14 protein-coding genes are annotated in these 15,460 nt (G+C 28.5%); 11 read left to right on the plus strand and 3 right to left on the minus strand.

Annotated features, from left to right (window positions below; genetic code table 11):
- Nucleotides 1-486 precede the first annotated feature (486 nt).
- The 3 genes from CLOACE_RS07065 to CLOACE_RS07075 all read left to right on the plus strand — a co-directional run bounded on the left by CLOACE_RS07065 (nt 487) and on the right by CLOACE_RS07075 (nt 3,907).
- Nucleotides 487-2,085, plus strand: a complete 1,599-nt coding sequence (locus CLOACE_RS07065; RefSeq protein ID WP_070110404.1) for a DEAD/DEAH box helicase — start codon at nt 487-489, stop codon at nt 2,083-2,085.
- 497 nt (nt 2,086-2,582) lie between these two features.
- The gene (locus tag CLOACE_RS07070) at nt 2,583-3,446 is read left to right on the plus strand and encodes a response regulator (protein WP_070110405.1); all 864 of its coding nucleotides are present in this window, start codon (nt 2,583-2,585) and stop codon (nt 3,444-3,446) included.
- On the plus strand, nt 3,437-3,907 hold the full coding sequence (locus tag CLOACE_RS07075; protein WP_070110406.1) for a chemotaxis protein CheX: 471 nt from the start codon (nt 3,437-3,439) through the stop codon (nt 3,905-3,907). Before CLOACE_RS07070 ends, CLOACE_RS07075 begins: the two co-directional genes overlap by 10 nt.
- A gap of 55 nt (nt 3,908-3,962) precedes the next feature.
- Here the strand turns inward: CLOACE_RS07075 and CLOACE_RS07080 are convergent, their stop codons facing one another.
- The 3 genes from CLOACE_RS07080 to CLOACE_RS07090 form a co-directional block, all read right to left on the minus strand.
- Nucleotides 3,963-4,661: an HAD family hydrolase gene (locus tag CLOACE_RS07080; protein WP_070110407.1), complete on the minus strand. Its 699-nt coding sequence runs from the start codon at nt 4,659-4,661 to the stop codon at nt 3,963-3,965.
- A gap of 452 nt (nt 4,662-5,113) precedes the next feature.
- Nucleotides 5,114-6,508: a sensor histidine kinase gene (locus tag CLOACE_RS07085; protein ID WP_070110408.1), complete on the minus strand. Its 1,395-nt coding sequence runs from the start codon at nt 6,506-6,508 to the stop codon at nt 5,114-5,116.
- A gap of 4 nt (nt 6,509-6,512) precedes the next feature.
- Nucleotides 6,513-7,220 (minus strand): response regulator transcription factor, encoded by a 708-nt coding sequence (locus tag CLOACE_RS07090; protein ID WP_070110409.1) that lies wholly within the window; start codon nt 7,218-7,220, stop codon nt 6,513-6,515.
- Between the two features lie 147 nt (nt 7,221-7,367).
- On the opposite strand from CLOACE_RS07090, the gene CLOACE_RS07095 reads away from it, so the two are divergent.
- The 8 genes from CLOACE_RS07095 to CLOACE_RS07130 all read left to right on the plus strand — a co-directional run bounded on the left by CLOACE_RS07095 (nt 7,368) and on the right by CLOACE_RS07130 (nt 15,225).
- Nucleotides 7,368-8,132, plus strand: a complete 765-nt coding sequence (locus CLOACE_RS07095) for an ABC transporter ATP-binding protein (RefSeq protein WP_070110417.1) — start codon at nt 7,368-7,370, stop codon at nt 8,130-8,132.
- Entirely contained in the window at nt 8,129-8,854 is a 726-nt protein-coding gene (locus CLOACE_RS07100; protein WP_070110410.1) for an ABC transporter permease, read from the plus strand. Before CLOACE_RS07095 ends, CLOACE_RS07100 begins: the two co-directional genes overlap by 4 nt.
- 12 nt (nt 8,855-8,866) lie before the next feature.
- The gene (locus CLOACE_RS07105) at nt 8,867-9,631 is read left to right on the plus strand and encodes an ABC transporter permease (protein ID WP_070110411.1); all 765 of its coding nucleotides are present in this window, start codon (nt 8,867-8,869) and stop codon (nt 9,629-9,631) included.
- A 462-nt stretch (nt 9,632-10,093) separates the two neighbouring features.
- Nucleotides 10,094-11,509, plus strand: coding sequence for a Na+/H+ antiporter NhaC (gene nhaC / locus CLOACE_RS07110; RefSeq protein ID WP_070110412.1), 1,416 nt, complete (start codon nt 10,094-10,096; stop codon nt 11,507-11,509).
- 39 nt (nt 11,510-11,548) lie between these two features.
- Entirely contained in the window at nt 11,549-12,427 is an 879-nt protein-coding gene (locus CLOACE_RS07115; protein ID WP_070110413.1) for an MBL fold metallo-hydrolase, read from the plus strand.
- 327 nt (nt 12,428-12,754) lie between these two features.
- Nucleotides 12,755-13,522: an ABC transporter permease gene (locus tag CLOACE_RS07120; protein ID WP_070110414.1), complete on the plus strand. Its 768-nt coding sequence runs from the start codon at nt 12,755-12,757 to the stop codon at nt 13,520-13,522.
- Nucleotides 13,509-14,234 (plus strand): ABC transporter ATP-binding protein, encoded by a 726-nt coding sequence (locus CLOACE_RS07125; RefSeq protein WP_070110415.1) that lies wholly within the window; start codon nt 13,509-13,511, stop codon nt 14,232-14,234. The genes CLOACE_RS07120 and CLOACE_RS07125 overlap by 14 nt, the downstream gene beginning before the upstream one ends.
- A gap of 19 nt (nt 14,235-14,253) precedes the next feature.
- A complete protein-coding gene (locus tag CLOACE_RS07130) occupies nt 14,254-15,225 on the plus strand; it encodes an NrtA/SsuA/CpmA family ABC transporter substrate-binding protein (protein WP_070110416.1) in 972 nt (323 codons plus the stop codon).
- Nucleotides 15,226-15,460: the final 235 nt, after the last annotated feature.

Genomic DNA, 15,460 nt, shown 5'->3' on the forward strand with positions numbered 1-15,460 from the left:
TTTATACTTAGTATTTGTTTTTGTCAATTTATAGGTTGTAGAATAAAAATCATTGAAATAATTTGCACATAGAAAATAATTAAAAATAATTTGTATAAAAATAATAATACAGTAGGCATAAAGAGAGTTTGGAAATAAGTCATTTCATTAAGAAACTCTAAGAATAAAAAATAAAAAAACTCCTACCCAATTTATGCACCGTCCTTGGTGCGGAAATTGGCTCAACACGTCCTGTGATGAATTACGGAGTTTTTTTATTTTTTCCTCTAAGAGTTTCTAAAATTCATTCTAATTATTTCCAAACTCTCTTTATGCCTACTGTATTATTATTTTTATACAAATTATTTTTAATTATTTTCTATATGCAAATTATTTCAATGATTTTTATTCTGACTTGAAAATATAGATTTATAAATATTTAACTTGCATTTTTGGAATAATAAATATATAATGAATAGGTTAAACAAAAAAAGGAAGGAATTTGATATGGAGAAATTAAAATTTGAAGATATGAATATTTCAGAAGAAGTAAAAAAAGCTATAATTGATATGGGATTTGAAGAAGCATCGCCAATTCAGTCTCAATCTATTCCTCATATAATTGAAGGACTTGACATGATAGGACAGTCACAAACAGGAACAGGAAAAACTGCAGCTTTTGGAATACCTCTTGTAGAGATGAATGAAAGTAAAGCTAAGAATCCTCAATCTATTGTGCTTTGTCCTACTAGAGAATTAGCAATACAAGTAGCAGAGGAAATTAAGAAACTTGCTAAATATAAAAGTGGAATTAGAGTTTTACCTGTATATGGCGGTCAATCTATTGAAAGACAAATACAAGTACTTAAAAAGGGTGTAAATATAGTAATAGGAACACCAGGAAGAGTTATGGATCATATAAGAAGAAAAACTCTAAAATTAGATGGTATAAAAAGAATTGTATTAGATGAAGCAGATGAAATGTTTGATATGGGATTTAGAGAAGACATTGAAGAAGTTATAAATCTTTTACCAGAACATAGGCAATCTATATTTTTCTCAGCAACAATGGATAAAGAAATAATAAAGTTTGCAAAGAAATTTCAGAATAACCCTAAAATTGTGAAGGTGGTACATAAAGAGCTTACTGTTCCAAAAATTGAACAATATTATTTTGAAGTTAAACAAAGTATGAAAACCGAAACTTTATCTAGGTTGATAGATATATATAATCCTAAGCTTTCACTTGTATTTTGTAATACAAAAAGACGTGTAGATGAACTTGTAATACAACTTCAAGCAAGAGGATATTTTGCAGATGCACTTCATGGTGATTTAAAGCAAGCTCAAAGAGATAGAGTTATGGATAAATTTAGAACAGGAACTATAGACATTCTTGTGGCAACAGATGTAGCAGCAAGAGGAATAGATGTAGATGATGTTGATGTAGTATTTAACTATGATATACCACAAGATGAAGAATACTATGTACACAGAATAGGAAGAACTGCAAGAGCAGGAAGATCGGGCAAGGCATTTAGTTTTGCAGTAGGAAAAGATATATATAAGTTAAGAGACATTCAAAGATATACTAAAACAAAAATAATTAGAAAAAACATTCCAACAATAAGTGATGTAGAAGAAAGTAAAACAAATATTTTACTTGAAAAAATAAAATATGAAATGGAAAATGGAGAGCTTTCAAAGTATGAAAAAGTATTGCAAATTCTTGTAGAACAGGAATATAACTCACTTGATATAGCAGCAGCACTTTTAAAACTTTATATAGGTGAAAGTAAAAGAAATGAAAATGAAGAAATAGATGTAGAAGATAATATTCAAGATACTGGTGCAGAATCAGGTATGGCAAGATTATTTATTAACATTGGTAAAAATCAGCATATAAGACCAGGAGATATTGTTGGTGCAATAACAGGGGAAACTAATCTTTCTGGAAAGCTTATAGGAAAGATTGATATGTTTGATAAATATACATTTGTAGAAGTGCCAAGAGAATATGCAAAAGAAGTGCTTTTCTCTTTAAAAGATAATAGAATAAAAGGAAAGAAAATTAATATTGAACCAGCTAATCCTAAGAATAGGTAGTATAAAAAAGTTGCTATGCAATTTTTTTAATTGAGAGTTAAGAGGGAAGAGTTAAGGTAAGATATTTGCATAAAAAAATGAATTAAAAATAATCTGTATAAAAATAATAATACAGTAGTATAAAGAAAGTTTGTAAATAAATCATTTTATTAAGAGGCTCTAAGAATAAAAAATTAAAAAACTCCTACTCAATTTATGCACCGTCCTTGGTGCGGAAATTGGCTCATCACGTCCTGTGATGAATTACGGAGTTTTTTTATTTTTTCTTCTAAGAGTCTCTAAAATTCATTCAAATTATTTACAAACTTTCTTTATACTACTGTATTATTATTTTTATACAGATTATTTTTAATTCATTTTTTTATGCAAATATCTCAATTTAAATTACACAATATATTTACATTTGGCGATTTATTTGATAAAGTTACATTAATAAAATTATCCTTAGAGGGTTTAAAATGGATTTATTTTAAAATTATTAAAAAGTGGGTGATAAAATGAAAAATCTAAATGTAGTGATTGTAGATGATTCTCCTTTTTCAATTAGTATTATTAGAGATATATTAGAGGAGGAAGGTTTATATGTAGTTGGGGAAGCAAGGTCTTTAGAGGAAGTTATTAATGTAGTTAAGGAAAAAAAACCTCAATTAGTAACAATGGATATGACTTTGCCAGGAACAGATGGATTAGAATGTACTAGAGCTATCCATGAAATAGATAAAAATATAAAAATAGTAGTTATAAGTTCTATGATGGATGAAGAAATAATAAAAAAAGCTAAGGAAAATAAAGTAGCAGGATACATTCAAAAACCTATAGATCCAGAAGAACTTATAACAGTAATACAAAGAATAATGGCTGGAGAAGATTTATTTGGTGAACTAGAAAAAATATATTTTGATATATTTAAAGAAGCTTTTGCAGATAGTTTAAATAGATTTATAAAGGATGTACCTAATTTTGGACAGGCTATGAAATCAAAAAAATCTGAAGCGTCTAGAGGAATTTCTATAGTAGTTGGCATTATAGGAAAGTTTTCTGGAAGAATGATTATAGATTTATCTTCTGATACTGCAAGGCATATGTGCCAATATATATTAAAAAGAGAGCCTAAAAATTTAGAAGAGGAATTAAATATGGCAGCAGAAGTTGCTAATATTATAGCAGGAAATGCTTGTTCTATGTTAAATCGTAAAAATAAGATTTTTGGATTAAGAGTAGCACCGCCTACTACTTTTTATGGAAAATCTATTAATATATCTCAAACAAATTTACAAACAATGTCTATAGTATCTAATACTAAATTTGGAGAAGTGTATTTAAATGTTGGATTTAAAAGAGGTGAGGAAGAGTGGATGTAAAATATATAAATCCTTTTATGCAATCTTTTATTAATGTAATGCCTCAAATTGGATTTACAAATGTTAAAAAGGAAGGCATTAGTATGAAGGATAAAAATATTGAAAGTAAAGGTATAGCTATAAATGTGGGAATAGTAGGAGACATTAGAGGAAATATAGTGTATGTAATGGATGAGGAAAGCGGAAAAAAAATTGCTTCAAAAATGATGATGGGATTTCCAGTAGAGGAATTAAATGAAATGGCACAAAGTGCTATTTCAGAGCTTACTAATATGCTTACAGCTAATGCTAGTACTAATTTTTTTAATGAAGGTATAAATATAAATATATCTACTCCAACTTTAATATATGGTGAAGAAATTCAAATTAAAATGAATTCAAATCAAGTGTTGTGTATTCAATTATCTGCAGATGATATACCTATTGAAATTGATATTGCCTTCGATAATATTTCATTATAATAGAGAAAATGTATTAAAATTAAATTTTAATACATTTTCTCTATTAAATAAATTTTTATTTAATGTAATATTCTAATTCATAAAAATTAGATATTCTGTGTTTTATATATTTATATTTATTATATCTATCTAGAATTATAGAATTTAATCCTAGCTTTCTAGGTTGTACATAATCATTAATATAATCATCGCCTACAAATAAAACTTCTTTGGGTTTAAATTTAAAATAGTCTAAAGCTGTTTTGTAAATATTTTCGTTAGGTTTTCTCCAACCTACATTTATAGAAACTACAATATTTTTGAAGTAGTGTGCTATAGAAGTTGAATTTAGCAAATCTTCTACCCCAGATTTAACTTTAAAATTTGAAACTATTCCAAGATCATATTTGTCGGATAATTTATGTAATGTTTTAGATACATCTGATCTTACATAGCATTTATCTTTATAATTTTTCCAATAATTATTCATGAGTTTTTTAAATATATATTCTATAAGAAAATTATCTTTAGTTTTTCTTTTTGCCATTATTTTAAATATTTCTGATAAATCATATTCTTTAGAAGATATAATGAATTTTTCTATAATATCCTTACTATAAATATATTCTTCTAAAAATTCATGAAAGTCTTTCCAATAATCTTCTAATTCAGCACCATGGTAAGCCCATAGAGCATAATCTTCAAACTTAGGAAGTTCAGTCATGTCAATTAATGTTTCCATACAATCAAATAATATACATTTTGTATTCTTCATAAATTCACCCCTAAAATGTTTTAAAGTAATATAGCCTTAATTTTAAATTATATTAATATCCTAGTTTCGGTATTTTTACTATTATAACATAAAAGATTTTAAACTTTATATAATTATTAATGCTAAAATATGAATGGTTCTTTCTACTTCTAATCTTTTGTTTTTTAGCTTTAGGCATTAGGAAATCAAATTACCAATAAAAATTAGAGTTATTATGTTTTACATTTATATTGAAGTATTGATGAAAACTGAATATTTGATTAAGGAAACTTTGAAGGGGCTGAAGAAGTTCCTTTTAAAGTTGAAAGCGAGTATATATGATGGTAATAGATGGATTATAGATGAGTTTTAACTCTATGGATATAATTATTTCCAAAAACAATAAAATAACTAGGTAGTATCATTATTAAATTATTACCTAGTTATTTTTTTACATATTAATTTCAAAATTTTCATATAAAACCCTTCATAGATTCTATTTCCCTAAAATTCAATATAACTTTAAAGCCTTGATTTGGTTTACTATCTATTATCATATATCCATTATGTGCCTCGATAATTTGTTTTACAATTAAAAGACCTAGTCCATGTCGCAAGTCCATACTATCATTGGTACTATTCATATAGTGTGGTATGTTTTCTAGTTTGGCAAGTTCTGTTTGAGAAATTCCTTTACCGTTATCTCCAACCTGAATGTACCATGTTTCTTTATTTCTTCCCATTTTTACTATAATGGAGCATCCTTGTGGATTATGATTTATACTATTATGAATAAGATTATCTATGGCTCTTTTTAGCAAGTTTTCATCACCATTTATTTTTATATTTTGTACGTTTTCTGTGATATTTAATTCAAGTGAGTATTTTTCGGATAAACCATTGTTCAATTGTTCTGTAATAATTTTTCGAAGTAGTTTTGCAGGTATCAATTCTTTTATATGTAGTGGTTGAATATCATATTCTAATTGTGATGTTAAGTTTAAGTCTTGTACTAAATTTTTAATTTTTATGCTTTGATTACGGATAATTTCTGCTTGTTCTTTTATCTTTTGAGAACTTTGTGTATCTGTTGCAATTCTATCAGCATAACCCATTATCATAGATAGCGGGGTGCGAATGTCATGGGAAACTCCGCTAATCCAGTTTGCTCTAGCAGTATCCTTTTTATTTAATATGGCAGCTGTTTCATTTAAACTATTTCCTATTTCAGATAAATCCCCTTTAGTTTTTAATTCTACTGGTTTTCCATGTGATAAATCGTTAATGGCTTCTGCAATAGGAACAATACTTTTTGCAATATGACGTTTGGAAAAAGTATATGCAAGAAATAAAAGTGCCATATCTAAAATAAGCATTCCTAGTATAAAAAAAGGTGTATTGCGAACTATGTTTGTGGGCATATAGTTTGAAGTAATTTTGTAATAGCTTTCTTTTGGATAACCTAATACTAATATTCCATTATCTAAGTTCTGAATAAAAACTGGATAATCACACAAATAGTATTTAGACATAAGAGCCATATCCTTTAAAGAGTATACTTTTGGGACTTCATTTGGTAAAGCATAGTTCCAAATAACTTTTCCATTTTCACCTATTACCATTGCCCATACATTTTGATTTTTTAAAATTGAAATTTGTTCTTTAGAAATAGTATAGCTTCCATTTTTATTTGTTAGGTGTTCTGCAGTTTGTTGAAGAAGTTCTGTGGGTAAGAATTCACCATTTTGACGAAATATTATATTTCGAAATGCAATTCCATACAGTATCACATCTAAAAATATAATTATAAGCATAACTCCAATAAATATGGTGAAATATTTTTTTATATATTTTACAAATGAGTGCACTTACTTACCCCCTATTTTCCACCATTAGCTTGTATCCTAATCCTTTTACAGTTAATAAGGAAGTAGGGTTTGATGGATTGTCCTCAATTTTTTCTCGAATACGGCGAATGTGTGCCATTAAAGAATTTTCATAACCAAAAGGATTATCACCCCATGCAGCTTCACATAAAGCGTCAATAGTAACAATTTTATTTGCATTTCTTACTAATGCTTCTAATAAGTAATATTCTTTTGCCGTTAAAGGAAGAACATCTTGGCCTTTTTTAATCTGAGCTTTACTGAAATCAATTTCGCATGCTGATAGTTTTACGGTAGGGTCTTCTTCTTTATAGCAACGTCTCAAAACAGCACTTATTCTTAAAAGCAATTCTTTTGGGAGAAATGGTTTTACAATGTAATCATCTGCTCCTAATCCTAATCCTGAAAACTTGTCCTCTGCTTGGTCTTTTGCGGTTAAAAATATAATAGGGATATCTGAAAGAGAGAGAATTTTTTTCGCAAGGTCAAATCCATCTCCATCTGGAAGCATAACATCCAAAATTGCTAATTCTGGGTTTTCTTCTTGGAAAACCGATAATGCAGTTTCTACTGATTTTGCTGTAACAATATTTAAAAAGCCATCATCTTTTAAAATAGAAATTAGCATTTTAATAAGTTCTGGCTCATCATCTACAATTAATATTTTCTTTGATTTTAAGTAGTCATAATTCATTAAATTCACCACCTTTTGTATAATTATACCACATAAGCATGTTTAAATGGTTAAGGCTTCCTAAAAGTAAGGTAAATGTAAGGTAGTGAGAATGTAGGTGTAAGGATGGAAAAGTATACTAGTATTAACGCGAAAGGAGTGGTTGTTATGGAAAACATTATATATACAAATAATTTAACAAAGAGATATAAGAAGTTTACTGCTGTAAATAATGTATCTTTGCACATTCGTAAGGGTACTATATATGGGTTTCTTGGTCCAAATGGAGCAGGAAAATCTACTACAATGAAAATGCTACTAGGATTGACAAATCCAACCTCTGGGGATTTTGTTATTGATGGTAAAAAGTTTCCTCGTGATAGTATAGATATTCTAAAAGAAATAGGTTCTTTTATAGAGTCACCCTCTTATTATAGCAATTTAACTGGCAGGGAAAATTTAGATATAATTCGTTGTATTTTAGAGCTTCCAGCTAACACAATAGATGCCGCATTAGAATTGGTGGGATTATCTGAATTCGGAGATCGTCTTGTTAAGAAATATTCCCTTGGTATGAAACAGCGTCTTGGAATTGCTTCTGCATTGATTGGTAAGCCTCCAATTTTAATTTTAGATGAACCAACCAACGGACTTGATCCATCAGGAATCCATGAAATTAGAAATTTAATTAAATCTCTTCCTGAAATTTATGATTGCACTATATTAATTTCTTCCCATATGTTGTCCGAAATTGAGCTTATGGCAGATGACATTGGAATTTTAAATCACGGGAATATGTTATTTGAAGGTAGTATGAATGACTTGCGTAAATCAGCCAAACAAAATGGTTTTGCTACAGATAATTTGGAAGATATGTTCCTTTCTATGATTGAAAAAGATAATGCTAACAGAAAACAGAGGGCAAAACTATGAGAACATTATTAATAGAGTTAAAAAAGTGTAGACGATCTGGTGTTATTTTAACTATGTTATCTGTAGGTATTTTAGGAGCTTTATACGCATTTATCAATTTTATTATACGTAAAAATAGCTTGTTGTCATTACCATTACCCCCAATGGTAATTTTAATGACTCAGCTTTACGGAATGATTATGGTTTTAAACTTATTTGCTATTGTTGTTGCAACTTGTATGATTTACAATATCGAGCATAATGGTGATGCATTGAAAAAGATGTATATGTTACCTGTGAAAGTAACTGGTATTTATTTATGGAAGTTTATTATTATGTTGGTGCTCTTAGCAATTTGTATTGTAATACAAAATATCGCTTTAGCTTGTATTGGATCAACTATGTTACCAAGTGGGGAGTTTGAATTATATACACTTATAAAGTTTACTATGTATTCTTTTTTAACTTCATTACCAGTAATGGCTTTAATGCTTTTAGTATCATCTCGTTTTGAAAATATGTGGATAACATTAGGTATAGGTGTGGCTGGATTTTTTAGTGGTATGATAATGGCTTTTGGAAACAGTAAATTGTTTTTGAGTAATCCATTTGTATTGATTATGAAACCTGCTTTTTCTCCAACTGTTTCTTTAGATTATACAATTATTACAATGTCTATTATTGAAACCATTATTTTTCTTGTAATAGGACTATGGTTAATTAAACATGTCCGCTATGAATAGGGAGGTGTAAATATGAGTTTTATTGATATGGTGAAGATTGAATTTAAAAAGGTTAAACGCTCTTTTATTTTACCTTTAATTTTTATTCCGCCGTTATTAGTGGTGATTTCTGGAGTTTCAAATTTGAGTATGTATTTCACACCTGAATATAAGGGAGCATGGGCTGCTATGTTTGTGCAAAGTGGATTGTTGTTTGGATATTATTTATTACCTTTTAGTATGGTTGTTACATGTGTTATGATTTCAGGACGTGAAACAAAGAATAATGGAATATTAAAAATGTTGGCATTGCCCATTAGTCGCAAAAAAATGGCTGTGGCAAAGTGGGTTGTATTACTGATATTTATTGTTTTAGAAATTACAATATTCTTTATTTCATTTGTAGTAGCTGGATGGGTTGCAACAAAAACAAAAGGTATTTCTGAAACATTACCTGTTTTGTATGTACTAAAGTGGAGTATATATTTATTTTTATCATCTATTCCTGCTGCTTCTTTAATGTGGATGATAACTGTATTCTTTGAAAAACCAATTATCACAATAGGGTTAAACATGTTGTTAGTTATTCCAGCAGTTTTTGTTGCATCTACACCAGCATGGGTGGCTTATCCATACTGTTATAGTGGTAGATTAGTAACCTCTGAACTTCACCGAGTATCTATGGGGGTAGATAAAATGCCTTTTGATTTATTTCCATTGATACCTTGTGCAATTGCTATTTTGATATTATCAATATTTATATCAGCAGTTTCTTTTGGAAAAAAAGAGATGAAGTAGTAATGGTAATACCTTGTATGAAAGTAATTTTATAAAGTTAGGAAATTTTTAAATTATATATTTAAGAATAACTAGGTAGTATTATTCTAATTATATGCTCCCTTTATAATAACAGTTTTATTATTTCAACTGTCACTATAAAGGGAGCATATAATAATCATAAGAAAAATTATTTTATTGACAATAATAATAAATTAATGTACAATACTTAAAACAAAGGGTAGTTTTTAGTAGGATGGTAGTATTTGTGGTAAATTAAATATTGACTTGTAGGATAGTAGTATGGTAGAATAGATAACTCATAAAAAAGTTATCTAGTGTGTTTATGTTATATATTAGTATAAGGCAGATAAAGCTTATACTTTAATTGGTTTAAATAAATTTACTTTTAGTACAAGTCTATCATTCATAAATTTCATTCTACAAAAGATTACTAATTCTAAAATGTGGGAGGATGATTTTATGAATAATCAGAAAAAATCAAATCTATTTTTAGCGTTATTACCTATAATTTCTTTGATTATCATGGCTTTAGCATCAGCAGTAAAATGGAAGGCAGGAATGAATGTTCCACTTATATGTTCTATAGTTGTAAGTTGTTTTGTAGGAAAATACTTAGGTGTATCTTACAGTGATATGGAAAAAGGACTTATAAAAGGTGCTTCTAGAGCAATGCCTGCAGTATTTGTTCTTATGGTAGTAGGAACAATTATTGGCTTATTTATAGCAAGTGGAATTATACCAACATTAACTTACTATGGATTAACTATTATAACGCCTAAATTATTTATACCATCAGCAGCATTGGTAACAGCTATAATAGCCACTGCTACAGGTACTTCTTTTAATTCCATAGCAACAATTGGACTTGCATTAATGGTAGTTGGAACTACTATGGGGTTTCCAGCTCCTATAGTTGCTGGAGCGGTTCTTTCAGGAGCATACTTTGGAGATAAAGTATCCCCATTATCAGATACTACAACTGTAGCGTCGTCTATGTCTGGATGTAACATATTTGAACATGTTTTTCATATGATGGCTAGTTCATTAGTAGCACTAGGCATTTCTATAGCAATTTATTATTTCATAGGCATAAACTATATTTCAAGTGTTAGTACAAATTGGGATACAATAAGAGGATTATCAAATGGATTAATAAATAACTTTAATATAAATCCTATTTTGATGTTAATACCTTTATTAAGCGTAGTTTGTGCTGTAAAGAAAATGCCAACTATTCCTTCTCTTTTAGGTATATCAGTTCTTAGTGGTGTAAGTGCTGTTTTATTTCAAAATATTCCTATAACTAAGTTGTTTAAGATTGCAACTTGTGGTTATAAGAGTAATACAGGAATAAAAATGTTAGATAGTCTCTTATCAAGAGGTGGAATTGAAGCTATGGGTGGAACTATAATACTACTTATTATGGCTTCTGCACTAGGAGGAATATTAGAAGAAATAGGTTCATTAGAAACAATTTTAAATGCTATAAAGAAAGTAGTTCATTCTAATAGAGGAATAATAATGTCTGCTATGTTTAGTGGATTATTTATAAGTTTTGCTACTGGAGCACAAATTTTAGCTATAATGATACCAGCAAGAATGTTTTCACCAGTATTTGCAGAAAGAGGACTGCATGCTAAAAATTTATCAAGAATAGTCGAAACAGTTGGAACAGTTGGAATAATACTGGTTCCTTGGAGTGTTCATGCTATATTTGCATCAAGTATTTTAGGGGTAGATCCTTTGAAATTCATACCATTTGTATTATTTGCATTTATAGATATTTTTATAAATATAGTACTAGGAATTACAGGATTTAATATAGCTAAAGTAAATGTAGAGCAACAAGAAAAGGTAGCAACACAGGCTATATGAGTTTAATATATAAATTTTATATAATTGGAGGAAGTAAACATGAATAATGAAACTAAATTAGTTTTACTTGGAACAGGAACTCCTAATGCTGATCCAGATCGTTCAGGAGCTTCAGTGGCAATAGTTGTAGGAGATAATGCTTATATTGTAGATTTTGGACCAGGAGTTGTAAGACAAGCAGCTAAGGCATATAGAAAAGGAATTTCTGCTCTCATAGCTAAAAATTTAAAGATTGCTTTTTTAACGCATTTACACTCTGATCATACTACAGGATATCCAGATCTTATATTTACTCCATGGGTATTGGAGAGAGAAGAGCCTTTAAAAGTTTTTGGACCTAAAGGACTTAAAGAAATGACTAATCATATATTAGCTGCTTATAAAAGAGATATAGATGAAAGAATTTATGGATTAGAGCCTGCCAATAAAAGTGGATGGCAAGTTGATGTAACAGAAATAGAAACTGGAGTTGTATTTAAAGATGAAAAGGTAACTGTGGAAGCATTTTTGGTGAAACATGGATCCTTTGAGGCTTATACATATAAGTTTCATACACCAGATAAGACAATAGTTATATCTGGAGACACTGCTCCTTTAGATATTATGGTAGATATAGCAAAGGATTGTGATATTTTAGTTCACGAAGCATACTATTATAAAGGATTTCAATCTAGAACAGAGGAGTGGAAAAAGTATCATAGTTCAGTTCATACATCTTCTTATGAATTAGGAGAAATAGCTGAAAAGGCTAAACCTAAATTATTGGTTTTATATCATCAACTTTACATGATGAATATGCAAAGTGAAGATGAAAATTTATTGAAAGAAATAGATTTAAGGGATAAGAAATTAGTAGAGGAAGTTAAAAGTAAATTTTCAGGTAATGTAGTATCAGGTAAAGATTTAGATGTATTTTAATATAATGCAATAAAGATTTAAGCCCTTGATATATTTAATTATATTCTAGGGCTTAAGAATCTTTTTAACACATCTGCGTGTTAATTTACCCGTAGATTGGTGTTTTTTTATACTATATCTACGATTCTACATTGATAAATATGGGATATTATTTGTCCATAATATAGAATAAATAACTTTGACGTATGTGAAAATAATTGATACAATAGTGATGTAAAAAAATGGTGAGAAAACGGAATTAATGTGGATAATGTATTTAAGTTATTAATTCAGTGTAAATTTAAATGATTTTAAAATTCGTCCTAATACAAGGAGGATTTAATTTATATGATATGTAAACTAAAAGGATCTATTCCTATAATATTAATATTTGTTTTGTGGTATTTAGGAGGAGTATACAATTGGTGGAGTGCTTATATATTGCCACCGCCTAAAGTAGTAGTAGTAAGTGCTTATAATCTTATTTTAAGTGGAGTTCTATTTAAACATATATATGATAGTTTAGTAAGAATATTGTGGGGATTTTTTATAACTTTAATTTTAGCAATTCCATTAGGCATATTGTTTGGAATAAATAAAAAAATATATGAATATTTTGAACCTATTTTAGAATTTATAAGACATACTCCACCTTTAGCTTTAATACCTATGCTTATTTTATGGTTTGGAATAGGAGAGAAATCTAAAGTTATAATAATTATATTAGCTTCATTTTTTCCAGTACTTTTAAATACTATGGAAGGTGTGGAAAGCTGTGATAATAAGCTAATAGAAGTGGGAAAAATTTTTAATCTTTCTACAATACAGGTGTTTTTTAAAATAATTATACCATCAGCTCTTCCTAATATACTTTTAGGAATGAAACTTGGCATAGGATATAGCTGGAGAGCTATAATAGGAGCTGAAATGGTGGCAGCTTCTTCAGGATTAGGATATTTAATTTTAGATGGACAGCAGCTTTCAAGATCAGATGTAGTTATGGTAGGAATATTGTTTATAGGATTCCTTGGAATTATAACAGATGCTTTATTTTCTTTTTTTATTAAAAAAATAGATATTTGTAATGTAGAGGTATATAAGGATGAAAGGATATAATATAATAAAATTAATAAAAAATTATAATGTAAATGGACAAGTTCATAGGGTTTTATATAATATAAATACAAATATAGAAAGTGATGTTATAACTATAATATTAGGTAGAAGCGGTTGTGGAAAAACAACTTTTTTAAGACTTTTAGCAGACTTAGAAGAACCTACAGAAGGAAGTATAGTGTTTTATAATAATAATGAAATAGTTAAGCCTAAAATAGGTATGGTATTTCAGGAAAATAGGCTTTTCCCTTGGCTTACTGTAAGAGAAAATTTAACCTTTTATTTAAAAAAAAGAAATAGACAATTAGAGGACAAATATTTAAAATTAATGAAACTAGAAAAATTTGCAGATGCCTATCCAAAACAACTTTCTGGGGGAATGGCACAAAGAGTATCTATAGCTAGAGCTATTGCTTATGAACCTCATATAATGCTTATGGATGAGCCTTTTGCTTCTTTGGATTATTTTACTAGATATAAGCTTCAGGAAGAAATTATAAATTTATATACAAAAACAAAAAAAGGAATTATTTTTGTAACTCACAATGTAGACGAAGCAATTTTATTAGGACATAGAATTATAATTTTGGATAAAGGTAATATTGTAAAAGATTATAAAATTGAATGTGAATATCCAAGGAATGTATCTTCAAATAATTTAGCCTATATTAAAGAGGATATTTTAAAAACTCTTTTTATGGAAGATAAATAAAAAACAGGAGGGATATAAAATGAAAAAGTTAAAGAAATTATTGGCTTTAGCATTAGCTGTTTTCATGGGAGGAAGTTTATTAATGGCTTGTGGAAAACAGGAATCTAAACCAGAAGAAAAGAAAGAAAAAACTAGCACAATAAATGTAACTTATGTAAAAGCTCCTTTAAATGTACCTTCAATAATTGAAAAGGATAAAAAGAGCTTTGATAAGGAGTTTGAAAAAGACAAAATAAATGTAAAGTGGCATGAAATAACTGCAGGACCACAACAAACTCAAGCTCTTGCAGCAGGAGAATTACAGTTTCTTCATGCTTTAGGTGGTACTTCTGCTATTTTAGCAGCATCTAATGGAGTGGATTTAAAAATAATAAATGTATATAGCAGAGCTCCAAAGGCATTTATGATAATTACTAAAAATCCAGATATAAAAACTCCAAAAGATATTAAAGGTAAAAAAATTGGAGGACCAAAAGGAACAGTACTTCATCAACTTTTAGTAGGTTCTTTAGAAAAAGAAGGATTAAAGCAAGAAGATGTTGAGTTTATAAATATGGGAATACCAGAAGCTTTAGCTGCATTAAATGATAAAAGTATAGATGCTGCACTTTTAGCAGGACCAGCAGCATTAAAAGCTATAAAAGGTGGAGCAAAAGTAGTTACTAATGGTGAAGGAATAGTAGAAGGAACTATAGTAACTGCTGTAAGCGGAAAATTCCTAAAAGAAAATCCAGAATTAGTAGAAAGATTTAAAAAAGTTAACAATGATACTATAGATTACATAAAAAATAACTTAGATGAAGCTTTAGAAATAGCTTCTAAAGAAGTAGGCTTAACAAAAGAAGAAACAAAAGAAATGTATTCTTGGTATAATTTTGACACAAAAATAACTGAAAAAGATATAGAAGAATTAAAGAAAACTCAAAGCTTTTTAATGAAAAATAAACTTCAACAAAAGGAAATAAAAATAGAAGATATAATTGCAAAATAGTTATTGCTATGCTTTAGATTATTGAATAAAAAATGCCTAAGATAATTTGCAGATATAAAATAATTAAAAATAATCTATATAAAAATAATAAGGCAGCCTCATAAAGAGAGTTTGTAAATAAGTCATTTCATTAAGACACTCTAAGAATAAAAAATAAAAAAACTCCTACCCAATTTATGCCCCGTCCTTGGGGCGGAAATTGGCTCATCACGTCCTGTGATGAATTACGGAGTTT

Origin of the sequence: Clostridium acetireducens DSM 10703 (assembly GCF_001758365.1) — a bacterium.
Taxonomy (GTDB): domain Bacteria; phylum Bacillota; class Clostridia; order Clostridiales; family Clostridiaceae; genus Clostridium_C; species Clostridium_C acetireducens.

Coding starts and splice junctions, on each gene's coding strand:
- CLOACE_RS07065 (WP_070110404.1), top strand. CDS start 487: ATGGAGAAATTAAAATTTGAAGATATGAATATTTCAGAAGAAGTAAAA.
- CLOACE_RS07070 (WP_070110405.1), top strand. CDS start 2,583: ATGAAAAATCTAAATGTAGTGATTGTAGATGATTCTCCTTTTTCAATT.
- CLOACE_RS07080 (WP_070110407.1), bottom strand. CDS start 4,661: ATGAAGAATACAAAATGTATATTATTTGATTGTATGGAAACATTAATT.
- CLOACE_RS07090 (WP_070110409.1), bottom strand. CDS start 7,220: ATGAATTATGACTACTTAAAATCAAAGAAAATATTAATTGTAGATGAT.
- CLOACE_RS07095 (WP_070110417.1), top strand. CDS start 7,368: ATGGAAAACATTATATATACAAATAATTTAACAAAGAGATATAAGAAG.
- CLOACE_RS07100 (WP_070110410.1), top strand. CDS start 8,129: ATGAGAACATTATTAATAGAGTTAAAAAAGTGTAGACGATCTGGTGTT.
- CLOACE_RS07105 (WP_070110411.1), top strand. CDS start 8,867: ATGAGTTTTATTGATATGGTGAAGATTGAATTTAAAAAGGTTAAACGC.
- nhaC (WP_070110412.1), top strand. CDS start 10,094: ATGAATAATCAGAAAAAATCAAATCTATTTTTAGCGTTATTACCTATA.
- CLOACE_RS07115 (WP_070110413.1), top strand. CDS start 11,549: ATGAATAATGAAACTAAATTAGTTTTACTTGGAACAGGAACTCCTAAT.
- CLOACE_RS07120 (WP_070110414.1), top strand. CDS start 12,755: ATGATATGTAAACTAAAAGGATCTATTCCTATAATATTAATATTTGTT.
- CLOACE_RS07125 (WP_070110415.1), top strand. CDS start 13,509: ATGAAAGGATATAATATAATAAAATTAATAAAAAATTATAATGTAAAT.
- CLOACE_RS07130 (WP_070110416.1), top strand. CDS start 14,254: ATGAAAAAGTTAAAGAAATTATTGGCTTTAGCATTAGCTGTTTTCATG.